The organism is Acidithiobacillus sp. (assembly GCF_027322205.1).
Classification (GTDB): Bacteria; Pseudomonadota; Gammaproteobacteria; order Acidithiobacillales; family Acidithiobacillaceae; genus Acidithiobacillus.
Genome location: NZ_DAHVHY010000022.1, coordinates 1 through 17,596 on the forward strand (window position 1 = coordinate 1; position 17,596 = coordinate 17,596).

At 58.7% G+C, this 17,596-nt stretch carries 13 protein-coding genes, 1 tRNA gene and 1 pseudogene; all 15 read right to left on the bottom strand.

Annotated features, from left to right (window positions below; translation table 11 throughout):
- A pseudogene (locus tag M7F93_RS05320) lies at positions 1 to 229 on the bottom strand (heme o synthase); the annotation flags it as partial.
- 14 nt (positions 230 to 243) lie between these two features.
- Positions 244 to 612 (bottom strand): cytochrome o ubiquinol oxidase subunit IV, encoded by a 369-nt coding sequence (locus tag M7F93_RS05325; RefSeq protein ID WP_298170198.1) that lies wholly within the window; start codon positions 610 to 612, stop codon positions 244 to 246.
- A complete protein-coding gene (locus M7F93_RS05330) occupies positions 609 to 1,244 on the bottom strand; it encodes a cytochrome c oxidase subunit 3 (RefSeq protein ID WP_298170200.1) in 636 nt (211 codons plus the stop codon). The genes M7F93_RS05325 and M7F93_RS05330 overlap by 4 nt, the downstream gene beginning before the upstream one ends.
- Positions 1,245 to 1,316: 72 nt before the next feature.
- Positions 1,317 to 3,452 (bottom strand): cbb3-type cytochrome c oxidase subunit I, encoded by a 2,136-nt coding sequence (locus M7F93_RS05335; RefSeq protein WP_298170203.1) that lies wholly within the window; start codon positions 3,450 to 3,452, stop codon positions 1,317 to 1,319.
- 22 nt (positions 3,453 to 3,474) lie between these two features.
- Positions 3,475 to 4,446 carry a ubiquinol oxidase subunit II gene (locus M7F93_RS05340; RefSeq protein ID WP_298170206.1) on the bottom strand — a complete coding sequence of 324 codons (972 nt, stop codon included), beginning with the start codon at positions 4,444 to 4,446 and terminating at the stop codon, positions 3,475 to 3,477.
- 585 nt (positions 4,447 to 5,031) lie between these two features.
- Positions 5,032 to 6,309 carry an OprD family outer membrane porin gene (locus tag M7F93_RS05345; protein WP_298170211.1) on the bottom strand — a complete coding sequence of 426 codons (1,278 nt, stop codon included), beginning with the start codon at positions 6,307 to 6,309 and terminating at the stop codon, positions 5,032 to 5,034.
- A gap of 460 nt (positions 6,310 to 6,769) precedes the next feature.
- On the bottom strand, positions 6,770 to 10,621 hold the full coding sequence (gene purL / locus M7F93_RS05350) for a phosphoribosylformylglycinamidine synthase (protein WP_298170213.1): 3,852 nt from the start codon (positions 10,619 to 10,621) through the stop codon (positions 6,770 to 6,772).
- Between the two features lie 70 nt (positions 10,622 to 10,691).
- Positions 10,692 to 11,414: a phosphoribosylaminoimidazolesuccinocarboxamide synthase gene (gene purC / locus M7F93_RS05355; RefSeq protein WP_298170216.1), complete on the bottom strand. Its 723-nt coding sequence runs from the start codon at positions 11,412 to 11,414 to the stop codon at positions 10,692 to 10,694.
- Positions 11,411 to 12,718 (bottom strand): adenylosuccinate lyase, encoded by a 1,308-nt coding sequence (gene purB / locus M7F93_RS05360; protein ID WP_298170219.1) that lies wholly within the window; start codon positions 12,716 to 12,718, stop codon positions 11,411 to 11,413. The genes purC and purB overlap by 4 nt, the downstream gene beginning before the upstream one ends.
- The gene (locus M7F93_RS05365) at positions 12,715 to 13,842 is read right to left on the bottom strand and encodes a hypothetical protein (protein ID WP_298170222.1); all 1,128 of its coding nucleotides are present in this window, start codon (positions 13,840 to 13,842) and stop codon (positions 12,715 to 12,717) included. Before M7F93_RS05365 ends, purB begins: the two co-directional genes overlap by 4 nt.
- A gap of 38 nt (positions 13,843 to 13,880) precedes the next feature.
- Positions 13,881 to 14,756, bottom strand: a complete 876-nt coding sequence (gene dapA, locus M7F93_RS05370) for a 4-hydroxy-tetrahydrodipicolinate synthase (protein WP_298170224.1) — start codon at positions 14,754 to 14,756, stop codon at positions 13,881 to 13,883.
- A gap of 153 nt (positions 14,757 to 14,909) precedes the next feature.
- Positions 14,910 to 14,985: transfer RNA gene (locus M7F93_RS05375), tRNA-Glu, on the bottom strand.
- A gap of 56 nt (positions 14,986 to 15,041) precedes the next feature.
- A complete protein-coding gene (gene trhA / locus M7F93_RS05380) occupies positions 15,042 to 15,698 on the bottom strand; it encodes a PAQR family membrane homeostasis protein TrhA (protein WP_298170227.1) in 657 nt (218 codons plus the stop codon).
- Positions 15,699 to 15,772: 74 nt separating this feature from the next.
- On the bottom strand, positions 15,773 to 17,101 hold the full coding sequence (locus M7F93_RS05385; RefSeq protein ID WP_298170230.1) for an N-acetylmuramoyl-L-alanine amidase: 1,329 nt from the start codon (positions 17,099 to 17,101) through the stop codon (positions 15,773 to 15,775).
- Positions 17,102 to 17,147: 46 nt separating this feature from the next.
- Positions 17,148 to 17,585, bottom strand: a complete 438-nt coding sequence (trxC, locus tag M7F93_RS05390) for a thioredoxin TrxC (RefSeq protein ID WP_298170232.1) — start codon at positions 17,583 to 17,585, stop codon at positions 17,148 to 17,150.
- Positions 17,586 to 17,596 lie beyond the last annotated feature (11 nt).

A 17,596-nucleotide genomic window follows, 5' to 3' on the forward strand; every position in this document is an offset into this window, starting at 1 on the left:
GGTCGAGACCCGGTTCGACGATCTGGTTGAGGACACCCCCTGCCCCACCGGCCAGCGCGATGCCTGCCAAACCAGCAACGGCCGATTCCCAGTGGATGAGCGCGTTGGGCGCCAGAATCTCGCCCACCGCCGCGGTGAAAACCAGCAGGGAAACTACCCGGGCTTTGGCCAACACCCAGAGATCATGGAGAAAAACCCAGGGGACATGGTGCTGGATTCTATCTTCCATGGCACTCCACTCCCTCAATGCATCCCAGGCATACCCGGAATCATGGGCATCGTCCGCAGATACAACTGCGAGAACATCCACCAGGTCAACCCTATCGTAATCACAAACAAGGGAATAAACATGATCAGGGCAACCGTGTTCCAGATGCTGTGTTCCGAAAGGTCCATGTGCAACAGGAAATAAACCTGCGCGATAATCGCCAGACCGGCGCAACCCGTGATCGCCAGCAACAGCGCGAAGGGCGGCAACAGATGCCCGCTGACGAGGACGGTCGCCGCCGCCATGAGCAGTGACGCGACGATGAAACCCGTCACATAGCTGCGGTTATTGGCCATCTGCACTTCAGGATGCGCCAACGGGTTACTACCATGTCCATGGCTCATGACATATACCCCCACAAATAGACAAACACGTAAATAAACACCCACATCACCGCCTGGAACTGCCAGAACATGCGCAGACTGATCAGTCGGCCGATGACCTCCTCGGTAAATTCTTTACGCATCACCTGGTAGATCATCACCAGCATCCAGATCAAACCGAAGAAAATATGCGCAGCATGCACCTGGGTCAGCATGTAGAATGCCGAGAGGCCCCCACTGGTCCACGGGGTGATGTGCATGCCGAACATCCGCAGAACATCGTGGATATCCAGTCCGAGAAAAACCACCCCCAACACGCTAGCCGCAAGCAACCCGTTGATCACGCCAGCCCGGTTGCCATGCTTCAGTGCGGTCATCGAAAATCCATAGGCGAGCACGCTGAGAAACAACGCCATGGTCTGAATGAAGGTGTACCAGGGCGCGACAAATTGCGCGGGCGTCGGTCCGGTGTAATAGCTGTGCGCGTAACTGAGCACACCGTAGGCCGCAAACAGCGTGGCGAAAAGCATGCCGTCGCTCAATATATACAACCAGAATCCGAAGGTGCGCGTGGAAATCACGTCATGTCCTTCATGTTCACCGGCCCACAGCACCACCTTTTCCGGATCCACTTTCTCTGCTGCAGAACTCATAAAAACTCCTTATCTGTTTGTCGATCAGGTGAGGCCGTGAGTCATATCACGACCTCACCAGCACCGCGCGCTTCAGGGACGATAATCGGGAGCACCCCGCAGGTTCGCGGAACCTTCGCCAGCCGCCCCGGAATCGTAAGCGATGGCGCCGCCAAGCACGCCACCGGAATGCCGGGGCAGATCGGCGCGCGGCATGGTGCGTTCCGCCTCACGATCCATACGCTCCACTTCTTCCGCCGGGATGACATGGCCGGGATCCCCCTTCGCCGAGCGGTAGATCATCATGACGATGATGGCCAGGAGACTGATCAGGGAGAGCCACCAGATGCGCCAGGTCAGGGCGAATCCCAGGACAAAGGTCAGGCCCCCGATAATGATGGCGATGCCGGTGTTATTGGGCATATGGATCGCGTCGTAATGGCTCGCGCGCTGGGCCGACAACCCATGCTCACGCCGCCACGCCACCTCATCCCTGGCATTCACCTGCGGCACCACGGCAAAGTTGTAAAACGGCACGGGCGACGCTGTCAGCCATTCCAGAGAGCGGGAAGTTCCCCAGGCATCCGCAGCGGCCCGATGTTGCGCACGATCACGGATGCTCACGTACAGCATGACCACAAACGCCAGGATGGAAAGCACATACACCAGGATGCCCAGCACCTGAATATTCAGGTAAGGTGCCCAGTGTGGATCAAACGGCCAATCCAAACGCCGCGTCATCCCCATGAAACCTTCCATAAACATGGGAATAAAGACCAACGCCGTCCCGGCGCTGAAGAGCCAGAACATGACCTTGCCCCAAGCCTCGTTTAATGTATAGCCGAACACTTTGGGAAACCAATAGATGACGCTACCGAAAATCGCATACACGATGCACAGGAGCATCATGTGAAAGTGCGCCACGACGAATACGCTGTTATGCACCATATAATTGATGGCCGGAATAGACAGCATCATCCCCGTCAAACCACCCACCAGCAACAGAAATAACGCGCCTAACGCCCAGTACATGGCGGCCGTATAGGTCAGTCGCCCGCGGTACATGGTAAATGCCCAGTTGAACACTTTGACACCGGTAGGAATCCCCACCAGCATGGTCGCCACACTAAACTCCGTGCTCACGTAGGGTCCCATGCCCATGGTGAAAAAGTGATGCAGCCAGACCAGCCACGATACGCCGGCGATGGCAAAAGTCGCCAGTACCATGGTGACATAGCCAAAAAGCGGCTTCTCGGAAAATGTGGGGATGATTTCCGAGATCATTCCGAATGCGGGGAGAATGACAAAATATACTTCAGGATGACCCCAGAGCCAGAAGAGATTGGTATACAGCATGAGGTTTCCACCAAACCCCGCGGTAAAAAAGTGCGTGCCCAGATAACGATCGGCAGCCACCAGTCCAATCGCCACCTGCAAACAGGGAAAAGAGGTCAACGCAATGATGTTGGCGGACAGCGAAGCCCAGGTAAACATCGGCAGGCGCGACCACTTCATTCCCGGTGCCCGCATTTTTACAATGGTCGCGATGAAGTTGATACTGCCCAGGGTCGTGCCGAGCGCCACCAGTTGGAACGTCCAGATCCAGTAGTCCACCCCCACCCCTGGACTATAGGCCAGTTCAAAAATGGGCGCATAGCCAAACCAGCCATTATGGGCAAAATCGCCCACAAACAAGGAAGCCATGATCAGCACGACGGCCGCCGCCGTAATCCACAATCCCAGGGCATTGAGATAGGGATAGGCCATATCACGGGCACCAATCTGCAACGGGATCACGATATTCATAATTCCGACCAGCAATGGCGTGGCCGCCAGAAGAATCATGATCATGCCATGTGCGCTATAAATCTGGCCAAAATGAAAGGGGGTAAGATACCCGTGTACGGCGCCCATCATTCCCGAAGCATGCGGACCGACCGCCATCGCCTGCTGGGTGCGCATCATCAGACCATCGATGAAGCCCCGGAATAGCATGACCAGGCCAAGAATGATGTACATGATCCCCAGTTTTTTATGGTCCACCGTGGTCAGCCATTCTTTCCAGAGATAGCCCCACTTCCCATAATAGGTAATACCGGCGACCATCAGCAGTCCAAGCACCACCACGACCACAAATAATGGTGCAAGAATTGGATTCGTATAGGGAATTTCGGAAAGTGCCAGACGCCCCAACCACGGGTTCCATGGACCAGGTAAATTTACGAGCATAGTGATTTCTCCTTCAATCCGGTTAAGCCCGGTGTTCCGCGGCCTGTTTCTTCAAATAGCCCACCATGTTTTCGGTCATGAACATGGGCAAAGGCCACTTCCTGCCATGCATCACTTCCAGGATGACCTGATTAAACAACCCCTTCTGAACCTGAGAAAAATACTCCACCTTATTGTTTATATTTATATAAGGCTCAGCAAACCGGTTGAATCCCGCAACAGTCAGGTTACCGGTGGATTGCTGGGCGTGATGTACCCAGCTTGCGAAGTCACTCTTGGATACCACATGGGTCTTAAAGAGCATCCACGAGGTGCCGGCACCACAGTAATCAGCGGCGACGCCCTGATACTGCCCAATGCTGTCGCTCTCCAGAGCATCCTTGGTCCGCATGCCGGGCATCACATCAATCATCCCCAGCAATTGCGGCACGAAGAAATCCGTCGTCACCGCCGTCGAAGTCAGCTTGAAGAAAACGGGGGTATGGGCAGGCACCACCAGTTCGTTGGCCACCGCCATATGGTATTGCGGATAAATGAACAACCATTGCCAGTCCGTGGCGATCACATCCACTTCGATGGGATCGCCATGGGGTTTCAGGTGACGGGTAATCACCGTCGGATTATAGGGGTTAACGGCAAATGACCCGTTTATCGCTACCGCCCAGGACAGAAACCCTACGGCCAGGATGGGAATACCCCAGACGAATACTTCAATCGTGGTCGAATGTGCCCATTTTCCGTCATACGTACCGCGGTTTCTACCTTTGTGATAACGCCACATAAACCAGACAATCATAATAGCGGTCAGACCGACGATACCCAACATCACCGCCACATCAATCATCATGTAATCAAAACTGGCCTTGGCGCCCACCCCATGGGGATCAAATATCCACCATATGGAGTGCGTCGCGCAGCCATTCAGTAACAGCAGTAAAGGAGCCAGAGCCACATAGCGCACCCAGCGTAGCGGTTGCCATTTTCTAGTAAACATGCGCACCTCTCTGTGTGTAACATATTGATATTATGTAAAATTTACGAGCACGAGGCTCATGACCTGTATCTACGGTGGGTGGCTTATCTAAAAACCTCGCGTGCCGGTTGCCGAAATGTTTCAGTGGCCTAAGCGCGCATTGCCCATGGCATGCCATGCCGAATATGGCGGCAGAAAATGCCGCATATAAAGTCAACAATGTCCGGTTATATATTGAAAGGACCATCATAAAACAATCACCAGATATGCTGCTGATCTAAATAACCAGCGCAATGTATACCTTACCGCAGACCAGTGAACAACAATAAAATTCTTATCGACGATAAAAGTTTTATTATCCGTCGAATCATAAAACGCAGACAAATTCTGTACAATAATATGCTTATATTATTGTACATTATACGCCATCACTACTGTCCGGAGATTTAATCAAACAAATTCGAAACGCCATGAAGCAGATCGCTGCCTTCATTATGCGCCCTCTGCGCCCACAGCCCACACCCGCTTGTTGACTCCTGATTGGCACAATAGTTCCGCTGTGCCTGGCAATACCTGCCGCATATGGTGTAGACCCCCCAACGCTGGTCACGAAAAGGTATACTGCAACATCAGTCGATCATCAATAAAAACCCCATGGTATCCTGCGTACGGGTTGCTGTGATCAATAGCCAGGCGGTTGCGTAAGGAAATCCCTCTCCAGAATCCACCAGGTGTGTACGTCACATCCAGGTAGTTGATATCCACATCAGGCAGATAAGGTGCTGTTTCATATATGCTGTAAGAGTATTTGACACGCAATTGCCGCAACGGATGCACAACTAGCCCGAACTTCCAGGCATGCCCGGACGCTGAGGCGGAAACTAATCCGTAGTCCATGACGCTGGTATACAGCGGATCCGCGCTGTACTGCTGGGTATACGGCGAAATAAAGCCACCGTTATACAGTGATCGGCCGCCGACAGAGAAAGGTGCGCGACGCGGCATTTGATCATAGGCAGCAAAGACTTGGCCATAAGGTGTTTGCATCCCCGCCATCCCGCCGTACACCGTGGCATTCACTGGCCCCGCGTATTGCGCACCATTCGCCCACTCCCGGACATACTGAAGATCGGCGAAGGGCTTTATACCATCCGGCAAGCCCGGCACACTGTAATGGACCGTACCATAAAACAAATTTGCCAAGTCATAGAACTGATAAAACCAGGCCGCTGATCTTAAAGACTGCCAATGGTCTTTCACGCCAAAGGCCAGAGCTCCGTTCATAGTATTCGGCATATTCGGATAAAGGGGATTCTGGTTGAGCAATGTTTCCCTGTGATAACCCGCCTGAATGCGGTTTTTGAAACGAAAGGCCCGTATACCAATAATCTGCACATTCTGAATGGGCGTAACTTGTGCCGTCACTGCCTGAAAAGTGCTGGGAATCATGAAGGCATCCGAAGGATTCATCCAGGGAGTATTGATCAACTGGTCGCCAACTCGCACCCGTAGCCACAGATTCTGATATTGCAGATAGGCCTGCCCCAACACATTCAGGGCATCATTTTCGCCCATCAGCAAGGCGTCAAGATGGGTATATTCCGGTGCGTTGACATCATTCGCACCAAGACTGTTAGCTGTATAAAAAGCCACCCCCGCACTAACACCAAAAAGCGGTGCAGTCTGAACCTTGAGCATGCCACCCAGCGAGTAGGCATATTTATTAGGCAATGCAGAACCACTATAGAGCTGATTGAAATAATAGGATCGGATGTTCCCAGTAACGGTGCTAGCCTCCAGAAACTGCTGGATAGAGTCCGCATGGGCAATGCCAGGCAACGTTATCAGGGCGACTACAATAGCTTTTATCAGTTCGTTCTTCATAGTTATTCTCCAAACAAGGCCATGATCCGGCTCCTCTCAGAAATGTTATGATTGTCGTAAAGCATAGACTTGAGCAGAATCCATCTCTAATGCTATTTTCTAATCTACGAAATAATCCACGGTAATTTCTGAAAATTCTAGTTTAGATATGCGTTCATATCGCTGGCGCATTTTAGGCAGCGATATGAGCCAGCAAATTGGGAGCAGGAGTGAGTAGGGAACCCACAGAACTTGCTGGTGGAGCCATTGGGTCATGAGACCTGCGGTGACGGAGTGGTGGTACGCCAAGAGGCGATGTCGAGGAAGGGGAAGTCTTTGGCGACGGTACCATCCCGGCCGCCGCAAAACAGCACCGGGCGCTGGCTTAATCTGGAAAAGCGCCACAAAAAACACGAAAGGCAAATACCCACTACGGCCACACCCGTATCAACGGTGATGTCTTGGGGATGACCGGGTAAAATTACCCCAAGGCCTGCCGCGCGTTCACAAACACCTGCAGCCATGGCGTGGCCTCGCCCCACGCCTGCGGCCGCCAGCTCATCTGCAGGCTGCGCACCACCCGTTCCGGGTGCGGCATGAGAATGGAGACCCGGCCATCGTCGTTGCAAAGGCCGGTAACGCCTTGCGGGGAGCCGTTGGGATTGGCTGGGTACTGCGCCGCGGGCCGTCCCTGGGTATCCACAAAGCGCATGGTAACAGGCACTGAGCCAGGCTGATCCCCGGCGAAGTGCGCCCGGCCTTCGCCGTGGGCAATAACAATGGGAGCGTAAGTACCCGCCATACCCGCGAACAACAGCGACGGCGAATCCACGACCTCGACCATGGCCAGTCGGGCCTCGAACTGCTCCGAGCGATTGCGTGCGAAACGCGGCCAGTGCGCCGCGCCGGGGATCAGGTCGCGCAGCTCCGCCAGCATCTGACAGCCATTGCAAACCCCCAGGGCCAGGCGCGAAGCATCGGCAAAAAAAGCCGCAAACTCATCCCGCAAACGGTCATGGAACAGGATTGATTTGGCCCAGCCCGCACCCGCGCCCAGCACATCGCCGTAGGAGAAGCCACCGCAGGCGGCCATCACTTGGAAATCCGCCAAGTGATGGCGACCGGCCATCAGGTCGCTCATGTGCACGTCCACGGCGGTAAAGCCGGCGCGATGAAAAGCCGCCGCCATCTCGATCTGGCCGTTGACGCCCTGCTCGCGGAGGATCGCGGCGCGGGGCCTGGCCCCGGTCTGAATCATCGGCATCTGCGGGGTGAAAGGCAGCCGGGAGAACAGCGGCGCGTCCGCGCTGGCGACCGCGGCAAAAGCCTCTTCGGCACACTGCGGATCGTCACGCAGGGCCTGCATCCGGTGACTGGTCTCCGCCCAGGTGCGCAGCAGATCGGCGACCGCTTCGTTGAGGACGGATTGGCCGTCCTGGCGTACTTGCAAGCGCCAGTGGTCGGCCTTTACCTGACCAATGACCTGAGCCCGTCCAGCGAGGCCTGCGTCGGCAAAAATCTGCGTAATTTGGGCGCGCTGGGCGGCCGGGGTCTGAATGACCACCCCTGGCTCTTCGGCAAAGAGGAAGGACCAGCTATCCGCCCCCGAAGGCAGTTGAATATCCGCCCCACAGCGGCTGGCGAAAGACATTTCGCAGAGGGTCGCCCAGAGGCCACCGTCGGAGCGGTCATGATAGGCCAGCACCAGCGCCTGCCTGCGCAAGGTCTGCAAGGCGGTGAACAGGCCGCGCAGCAGTTCCGGGGCCTCCAGATCCGGCGTACTATCGCCCATCTGCCCCACAGTCTGGGCCAGGATGGAAGCGCCCAGACGGCCACGCCCCAAGTCCGCCAGCCAGAGCTCCGTATCGGCTTGCGGGGACCACTGCGGGGTCCAGCTTTTCCGCAAATCCGTCACGGGCGCAAAGGCCGAGATGATCACCGACAGGGGCGACACAACGGCCTTTTCCACACCCGCCTCCCGCCAGATGGTGCGCATGGACAGGGAATCTTTGCCCACTGGGATGGCCAGGTCCAGCGCAGGACAGAGTTCCAGTGCCACCGCACGTACCGCGTCATAGAGCGCCGCGTCTTCTCCGGGATGATCCACTGCCGCCATCCAGTTGGCCGAGAGCTTGATATCGCCCAGCGCGGCCACATCCGCGGCAAAAAGATTGGTGAGTGCCTCGGCAATGGCCAGCCGGGCGCTGGCCGCGGGATTCAGCACCGCCACCGGGGCGCGCTCGCCGATGGCCATGGCCTCGCCGTGATGGTTCCAGAAGTCCGCGGCGGTGACACCACAATCGGCCACCGGCACCTGCCATGGCCCTACCATCTGGTCGCGGTGAATCAGGCCGCCGACACTGCGGTCACCGATGGTGATCAGGAATTCCTTGCTGGCCACCGAAGGATGACGCAGGACGGCATAGGCGGCAGCGCGTAGGTCGGCGCCAGACAGATCCAGCGGCCGCAAATCGGGCGGTACATGCCGACTATCCCGTTCCATGCGTGGCGGGCAGCCCAGCAAGGCGCTGAGGGCCATATCCACCGGCCGATCATGGAGCAGGGAATCCTCCACGATCAGGGCATCCTCCGCCGTAGCTTCTCCCAGGACCGCCCAGGGGCAGCGCTCGCGGGCGCAGATCTCCGTGAAATGTGGCAGGTCTGCTGCCGCCACGGCCAGCACGTAACGCTCCTGCGCCTCATTACTCCAGATTTGCATGGGGGACATGGCTGGTTCTTCATTGGGTACCGCGCGCAACTGCAAACGCCCGCCCCGACCGCCATCGTGCAGCAACTCGGGAATGGCGTTGGAGAGTCCGCCCGCTCCCACGTCATGAATGGACAAAATGGGAGAATCCTCTCCCAGAGCGATACAACGCTCGATCACTTCCTGGACCCGGCGCTGCATCTCCGGGTTGCCGCGCTGCACCGAGGCAAAATCCAGTTGTTCATCCCCGGCCCCGCTGGCCACACTGGAAGCGGCGCCCCCACCCAGGCCGATGAGCATGGCCGGCCCGCCGATAACCAGCATCTTGGCGCCTTCCGGCAGAGGCTTCTTCGCCACCAGCAGAGGGCGAATCTGACCCAGACCGCCGGCCAGCATGATGGGTTTGTGGTAGCCGCGGTGCAGCCCATCCTGATCACATTCGAAGACTCGGAAATAACCGGCAATGGCCGGGCGGCCGAATTCATTGTTGAAAGCCGCAGCACCCAGGGGGCCTTCGCGCATGATGTCCAGCGCCGAGCGGATACGCGCCGGCTTTCCGTAAGGGTTCGACTCCCATGACTGGATATAGCCGGGAATCCGCAGATGCGATACCGAGAAGCCAGTCAAACCCGCCTTGGGCTTACCGCCTCGTCCGGTGGCCCCCTCGTCGCGAATCTCGCCGCCACTCCCCGTGGCCGCTCCCGGAAAAGGCGAAATAGCCGTCGGATGGTTGTGGGTCTCCACCTTGATCAGGATGGCGGTGCGTTCTTCCGCTACGGCATACTCTCCCGACGCATCCACCGCGAAAGGCTGGCTCAACGCGCCGCCCGCCATGACCGCGGCGTTGTCCTTATAGGCCGACAGCGTGCCCTGGGGATGTCGCCGGTGGGTTTCGCGGATCATGGCGAAGAGGCTGAGGTCCTGAACGTGGCCATCCAGCCGGTAGGCCGCATTGAATACCTTGTGCCGACAGTGCTCGGAATTGGCCTGGGCAAACATCATCAGTTCGGCATCGCTGGGATCGCGGCCCAGGCCGGAAAAATAATCGAACAGATAATCCAGCTCCGCCGGTGCGAGGGCGAGACCCATGCTGGCATTGGCCGCGTGCAAGGCGGCCCGCCCCTCTTTGCGCAGCGCGATACGGGTCAGCGATGCGGGTTTCGGGTGAGCAAAAATGGCCGCTGCCGCCGCCCAGTCCGGCAATACCGACTCGGTCATGGGATCGTGCAGAAGCCGGCTCATAGCCTGCAACTCCGCCGCGCTGAAGGCCGCATCGCCGGTTTTGCGCAAACGATACGAAACCCCTCGTTCAATGCGCCGCACCGCCGCCAGTCCACAGTGTCCGGCGATGTCCGTCGCCTTGCTGGACCATGGCGAGATGGTTCCGAGACGGGGCACCACGCAGACTTCCGGGGCGTCTTCTGCCGGTCCTTCAGCGGGTTCCCCGTACTGCAGCAAAGCCGTCAGCACTCCCATTTCCGCCGATGTCAGGGCGGCGCCAAGATCCACCAGATGCAGGTACTGAACGACGGCTCCCTGGACGGGAATCCCCCCGGCAACGAGGGTGCGCAGCAGGTGTTGTACACGAAAGGCGGACAGCGCCGCAGAGCCGCGAAGCAGCAGCATGGGATGATCCCTCATTCAAGAAATGCGGCGGGACGAGCCCGCAGGCTATCCCGCTGGAAAGATACCGACTTTATGATGCGGCGGGAAGCGGCACGCCCAGGCGGCGTGCGACTTCGGCATACGCCTCCACCACCCCGCCCAGATTGCGCCGGAAACGGTCCTTATCCATTTTTTCCAGACTCCGGGCGTCCCAGAGCCGACAGCCATCGGGGCTGAATTCGTCGCCGAGATAAAGTTCCCCGTCAAAACGCCCGAACTCCAGCTTGAAGTCCACCAAAATCAGCTGCGCTTTGGTGAAAAGTGCGGACAGCAGCATATTGACCCGCATGCTCCAGCGGCGCATGGCCTCCACTTCTTCCATCGTTGCCCAGCCGAAAGTGCGAATGTGGGACGTGTTGATCATGGGATCGTGCAGCGCATCATTTTTCAGGAAAAACTCCAGCGTCGGCGGCTCCAGAATCCGGCCCTCCTCGATACCCAGGCGCTTGGACAAGGATCCCGCCGCCCGATTGCGCACCACACACTCCACCGGGATCATCTCCAGACGGCGCACCAGGCTTTCCCGCGCATCGAGGCGGCAGATAAAATGGGTCGGCACCCCCTCATCCTGCAAATACTCCATGATGAAGGCGTTGAATGCATTATTGATTTCGCCTTTATGCGCGAGCTGCTCGACCTTTTCGCCGTCAAAGGCGGAAGTGTCATCCTTGAAATGCAGGACCAGCGCACCAGGCGACTCGCTGGCATAGACCACCTTGGCTTTGCCTTCGTAGAGGACGGTGCGTTCGCTCATCGCGGTTGTCCTTCGGGAAAGACGCGGGCAAATATGGCGTCAATATTACGGGTGTGGTAGGCAAGATCAAACAACACCGCCAATTCCTGCGCATTCAGGTAAGGCTGAATCCGTGGGTCCGCCGCCAGGAGCGATTGGAAATCCGCATTCGCCTCCCAGACCTGCATCGCGTTGTGCTGCACCACCCGGTAGGCGTCTTCGCGCAGCATGCCTTTTTCGGTGAGCGCCAGCAGCACCCGCTGCGAGAATATCAGGCCGTGCATTTTATGCAGGTTTTCCAGCATGCGCTGCGGATAGACCACCAGCCGTTCCAGCAGACCACTGGCCCGATGCAACATGAAGTCCATAACGATGCAGGCATCGGGGCCGATCACCCGCTCCACACTGGAGTGGGAAATATCGCGCTCGTGCCAGAGAGCGATGTCTTCCAGCGCCATGCCCGCATAACCGCGCAGCAGGCGGGCGAGACCGGTCAGGTTCTCGGAGAGGATGGGATTGCGCTTGTGGGGCATGGCCGAACTGCCCTTCTGCCCGGCGCTAAACGGCTCCTCCGCCTCCAGCACTTCGGTGCGCTGCAAATGGCGAATCTCCACCGCGATCTTTTCGATGGACCCGGCAATCACCGCCAGGGTCCCGAAAAACTCGGCGTGACGATCCCGTGAAATGACCTGGGTGCTGGCCGGTTCCGGGGTCAGCCCCAACTCCGCACAGACCGCATCTTCGACACTGGGGTCGATGTTGGCGAAAGTGCCCACGGCGCCCGACAACATGCCCGCCGACACGGCGGCGATGGCACTGACCAGACGCTGCCGGTTGCGCTGCGCCTCGGCACACCAGACCGCCGCTTTCAGGCCAAAGGTGATGGGCTCCGCGTGAATGCCGTGGGAGCGGCCGATCATCATCGTATTTTTATGATTCCAGGCCAACTTCACCAGGGCCTGGTACAGGCGATCCATCCCTTCCAGCAGCAGCGCCCCGGAGCGCTTCAATTGCAGCGCAAAACCCGTATCCACCACGTCTGAAGAAGTCAGACCCAGATGGATGAAGCGGCTGGACGCCCCCACATGCTCCGCCACGGACGTCAGAAAAGCGATGACATCGTGTTTCACTTCCCATTCAATTTCCTCAATGCGGGCGCTGTCAAAAGCCGCTTTCGCCTCGATCTCGGTCAGGGCAGCGGCGGGTATCCGCCCCCGCGCCGCCAGGGCGCGGCAGGCCGCCAGCTCCACGTCCAGCCAGGCCTGATATTTGGCATCCTGCGTCCACAGGGCACCCATTTCCGGGCGCGTGTAGCGCTCGATCATGCCTGATCTCCATTTTTGGGAGACAGGCCCGACTGCAGCTTGTCGAGAATCTCCACGGACCATTTGGGGGCATCCTTGCCAACGCCCGGCGCCGTTTCCAGTACGCTGCCCTGGTTGTCTTTCATGCGCAGCAACACCACCCGCACCGAAATGGGCTTCCGTTTCGCCGGACTGCTCCAGATGGACTGGATGCTATCCCAGGTCCGCTGGAAGATGCCGCTGATGAAGCCCTGTTTCCGGGCCGCCTGGACACCACCTTCCCGCACCTGCACATTCCATACCCCCGTGCCCTCACTTTGCACGGGATAACCCAGACCCTGCAAAACCACTTGTACCGCCGGTTGCGCCTTGGCGGGGACTGCGTTCAACACCAGATAAGGACCGCGATTATCCCGGTAACGGGTCACCTTGATGTCCGGTATTGCCGCGAGGAGTGATTCCCGGCTCAGACGCTTTTGCACCGCTTCCATGATCTGCCGGTTGTGCCCGGCATCGGCGGCCACCTTCACCCATTCCACGCTGCCGCCGTCAGGGTTATTCCAGACGCGATCCTGCTGTATCGTCAGGATTTCCGCCCCATGTTCGCCAGTACTCAGATGAAAGGTGTATTGCTCCCGATGGGTAGGCGCCACGGTGCTCCCCAGCACGAAGGCCAGACCGCTACGGAAATCCCGCCAGTGCGTGATCAGTTCGCCCTGCTCCGCAGAGAATTTCGCCACCGTGGTCTTGTCTGCCGCCAGCGTCGCTCTCAGTGCCGCCCAAATCTGCGCGGGCTTCGCGGTCGTGCGCAAACGTAAATCCGCACCGCTACCCAGAATCTGCGCACTGACACCGGGCAGCGTTTTTTCTTCCACCGGCTGCTGCCCGGTCGTTTCGCTGGGCTGAAACAGCCCGTAGCCACCGGATGCACTGGTCGTCGATAACGTGCCGGAGGTCACCGCCCCCCCCGGTATGGTAGCCCCCGGTTGCGGCACCCGAGCCAGCAGGTCCGGCGGCACCGCCAGGGGTTTCATCACCTTGGAATCCTGGTATTTCGGGCCACTATTAGACTTGAAGAAGGGAATGTAGGAACACCCCCCCAAACCCAGACTGGCAACCACGGCGAGAGCTACGTAACGGCGCATGCAAGACTCCAATAAACGCGACCAGGCGCGAGAAGATTTTAGATACACTGCGCCTGGCGCAAACTGTCGCGCAGACGCTCATGATAAACAGACGCAAAAGGGGTCAGGGGCAGACGCAACGCAGGCCCCATGCGGCCCATTTCGTGCAAGGCCCATTTGACCGGGATGGGGTTGGACTCCAGAAAGAGATCCCGGTGTAACCCCACCAGTTGCGCGTTGACCGCGCGGGCGCCCACAAAGTCACCCGCCAGCGCCAGATCGCACATTCGCGCCATCAGCCGGGGCGCCGCATTGGCGGTGACCGAGATCACGCCGCGCGCACCCAATGCCATGGCCGCGAGGGCGGCACCATCATCGCCGCTGTATACCTGCATCTGATCCCCGCATAAGGCCAGAATCTCAGCGACCCGTTCGACTTTGCCGCTCGCTTCTTTGATGCCGGCAATATTGGCACGCGGCGCCAGACGCGCTACCGTCTCGGGCAAAATATCCCCGGCGGTGCGACCAGGGACGTTATAGAGAATAATGGGAAAGTGGCACTGCTCAATGACCGCCGAATAGTGCTGGAACAGGCCTTCCTGAGTGGGTTTATTGTAATAGGGGGAAACCAGCAGGGCGGCATCGGCCTTGACTTCCATGGCCGCGCGGGTGAGTTCTATGGCCTCTTGGGTCGCGTTGGCCCCGGTTCCGGCGATCACCGGGATACGGCCTTTGGTCTGTGCCACAACCGTCCGAATCACCGCCACATGCTCCCTCATTTCCAAGGTGGCGGATTCTCCCGTGGTGCCGACGGCGACCAGCGCGTGCGTTCCTTCGGCGATGTGCCACTCCACCAGATCGCGGAGCGCCGTGTCATCCACGGCGCCATCCGCCCGCATGGGCGTCACCAAAGCTACCATACTGCCATGAAACATGATCCAGCTCCCGCTTTAACGCATGCCTTTTCTGCTAGGGATGGTACTTGCCCGACGGCGGGCTTGGCAAGGCAAGAATCACCCGCACCGGCCACGCTCCGCGCATGGCCGGCCCGCAGCATTCGGAATGGGACAATTCAGAGAGAAATAAAGTGGTGCTCCCAAGGGGGTTCGAACCCCTGTTACCGACGTGAGAGGCCAGTGTCCTAGACCACTAGACGATGGGAGCAAGCGGGCAGATTATAGGCGTTTTCGTCAAAAAGGCAAGAATAGGCGGGCGCGCAATCAGCCGGCATACTGCAGAATCGCCCAGAATTGCAGCGCGGTACCCGCAATGACAAAAACGTGCCAGATGGAATGAAAATATTTCCAGCGATCCAGCAGAAAAAAGAGGACACCCACGGTATAAGCCAGCCCGCCACCAGCCAGCCACCATAAAAACCAGCCAGGCGCGGCATCATAGAGCGGCACGGCGGCAAAGATCGCCAGCCAGCCCATGAGGAGATACAGCCAGAGCGAAACCGATTGAATGCGCGTCCCGCCCACCGCCAGCAGGGTAATGCCCAACGCTGCCAGACCCCACTCCATGGCCAGCAGGACCCAACCCCACGGGTCATGAAGCACCATCAGCGTCACCGGGGTGTAGGTGCCCGCAATGAGAAGATAGATGGCAGAGCGGTCCACCAACTGAAAGGCCCTTTTGAGTCGCCCCGACGGCAAAATGTGGTAGATGGTCGAAGCCCCGTACAGCATCACGATGGTGACTACAAATATGCTGACGCTGGCTACCGCAAGACGGGTGCTGTGGAGACCCGCGCCGACCAGCCACAAAATGAAAACCAGCAAAGCGCCGACCACGCCCGCGCCATGCAGCAGGCTGTTGATCCATTCCTCGATGCGGGTTTGATCCCGCACCATACCGCCTGGGTTTTGTTCCATCATCTTTCCGCCATTCCGCTCCATACCACTCGGCCGGTTAGTTATAACATAATCACCCAGGCGCCCGCCATGGCGAGTCAGGCTCCCATAATGGGCACATGCAGAGGTACTCCGGGCTGGCCTTCGCCGCGCGGCAAATGATTGGCCAGACGCAAGGCCTCCACGCTCAGCCCGTAACGGCGCGCCACATCCGCCAGATTTTCCTCTTTGCGCAGCACATGCCGCGTCGCCGACCAGGCACTATCCGCGGGCGGCACCTTCACAAAATGGGCAACAACCGCATCGTGCATGGTGCGCGCGAGGAGCTGGCGAAAATCCGGATCGCGCAGGCGCTGTTCCTCTTCCGGATTGGAAATAAAGGCGGTCTCCACCAGCATGGAAGGCACCTCCGGGGCACGCAGCACCACGAAATTGGCGTGCTGCACGGCGGCATTGTGCAAATCCTCGACTCCGGCCAACCCGCGAATCATGACCGCCGCCGCGGCCGCCGCCGAATTCATGGCCGCCGTCTGGGTCATATTGATGAGCACCGCATTGAGCATGGGATCGTGAATTCCCGACTGTACATCACCAAGGAGGGGATCGGCGGCATTCTGCGTTTTGGCCAGCCAGCGTGCCGCCGCATTACTCGCCCCCGTCGCCGATAGCGCCCATACCGTCGAGCCCCGCACCGCACGCTCCGGGAAGGCATCGGCATGAATGGAGACAAAGAGGTCGGCGCGCTGCTCCAGGCCCAAATGCATGCGATCCATGAGCGGCACATAGCAATCCGTGTTGCGGGTCATGACCAGACGCATTCCGGGGGTGCTGCGGATCAGTTGGGCCAGGGACAAGCCGACATCCAGCACCACATCCTTTTCGCGGGTCCCCTGGGCGCCGATGGCGCCCGGATCATGGCCGCCGTGACCGGGATCCAGGCAGACCACAATGGGTCGCCCTGCCCTGGCGACCGGCTGCCGACGGGAGGATTCTACGGCGGTTGTCGCGAGCGGCATCAAATCCAGCACCAGGCGATGTGCGGCACGTCCATCGGGACCCAGAGAAAAACTGCGCCAGCGCACCGCTTCCCGTAAGGGCAAACGCAGCACCAACCCGGCGGCGCTTTCATTCATCTCCGCACCGCCTTGCAGGGGATCCAGCGCCGGCACTACGGGACGATGAAGCCCATGCTCTATCCCCGGCAACTCGATATGCAGCACCTCACCCACGCTATGGATCACCGGTGCAGCGCTCAAACGCCGATCGAGATCAAAGACCAGCCGCACACCCTGCTGGTAGCGGCCAACCCGCAGCGCGCGGAGTTGCGCGGCGGCGGCCATCTTCCAGCCACCCAGCAATACGCCACCCAGCGCCGCCTGTCGCAGGAACTGCCGCCGCGTGGAACGCTCACCGGGTTTCCTGACCACTGCCCCTTCTCCTACTGATTCAGAAATATCGGGACGCCAGGCAATCTCAGACACCCTGCCCCACCAGCCAGCGCTGAAGTTCCACCGCCCCCATGGCGCCGCTGACGCGCGCCAGTTCTTTGCCCGCCCTGAAAAGCACCATGGTCGGGATAGAACGAATTTGAAAGCGGCCACCGATGTGCGGTTCGTCTTCGGTATTCACCTTGGCGAAGAGCACGCGCCCCCGCAACGCCCGCCCGGCCTGCTCAAACTGCGGTGCCATCGTTCGGCAGGGTCCGCACCAGGGCGCCCAGAAATCAATCAACACCGGCAATTCGTTGTTTTGAATGTATGCAGAAAAACGGTTGCTGTTGAGATGAACGGGGTGATCAGGAAAAATCAGCGCATGGCATTTGCCGCACTTGGGGTTCTCCCCCAGACGCTCTTTGGGCACCCGGTTGACGGCGCCACAGGCAGGACAAAGTAATATCACGGATGTCATCATCTCCCCCGATT

What these genes read in the sequence shown, in the direction of transcription:
- trxC (WP_298170232.1), bottom strand. Translation starts at nt 17,585, where the DNA reads ATGATGACATCCGTGATATTACTTTGTCCTGCCTGTGGCGCCGTCAAC.
- purC (WP_298170216.1), bottom strand. Translation starts at nt 11,414, where the DNA reads ATGAGCGAACGCACCGTCCTCTACGAAGGCAAAGCCAAGGTGGTCTAT.
- purB (WP_298170219.1), bottom strand. Translation starts at nt 12,718, where the DNA reads ATGATCGAGCGCTACACGCGCCCGGAAATGGGTGCCCTGTGGACGCAG.
- M7F93_RS05335 (WP_298170203.1), bottom strand. Translation starts at nt 3,452, where the DNA reads ATGCTCGTAAATTTACCTGGTCCATGGAACCCGTGGTTGGGGCGTCTG.
- M7F93_RS05340 (WP_298170206.1), bottom strand. Translation starts at nt 4,446, where the DNA reads ATGTTTACTAGAAAATGGCAACCGCTACGCTGGGTGCGCTATGTGGCT.
- M7F93_RS05325 (WP_298170198.1), bottom strand. Translation starts at nt 612, where the DNA reads ATGAGCCATGGACATGGTAGTAACCCGTTGGCGCATCCTGAAGTGCAG.
- trhA (WP_298170227.1), bottom strand. Translation starts at nt 15,698, where the DNA reads ATGATGGAACAAAACCCAGGCGGTATGGTGCGGGATCAAACCCGCATC.
- purL (WP_298170213.1), bottom strand. Translation starts at nt 10,621, where the DNA reads ATGCTGCTGCTTCGCGGCTCTGCGGCGCTGTCCGCCTTTCGTGTACAA.
- M7F93_RS05330 (WP_298170200.1), bottom strand. Translation starts at nt 1,244, where the DNA reads ATGAGTTCTGCAGCAGAGAAAGTGGATCCGGAAAAGGTGGTGCTGTGG.
- dapA (WP_298170224.1), bottom strand. Translation starts at nt 14,756, where the DNA reads ATGTTTCATGGCAGTATGGTAGCTTTGGTGACGCCCATGCGGGCGGAT.
- M7F93_RS05345 (WP_298170211.1), bottom strand. Translation starts at nt 6,309, where the DNA reads ATGAAGAACGAACTGATAAAAGCTATTGTAGTCGCCCTGATAACGTTG.
- M7F93_RS05365 (WP_298170222.1), bottom strand. Translation starts at nt 13,842, where the DNA reads ATGCGCCGTTACGTAGCTCTCGCCGTGGTTGCCAGTCTGGGTTTGGGG.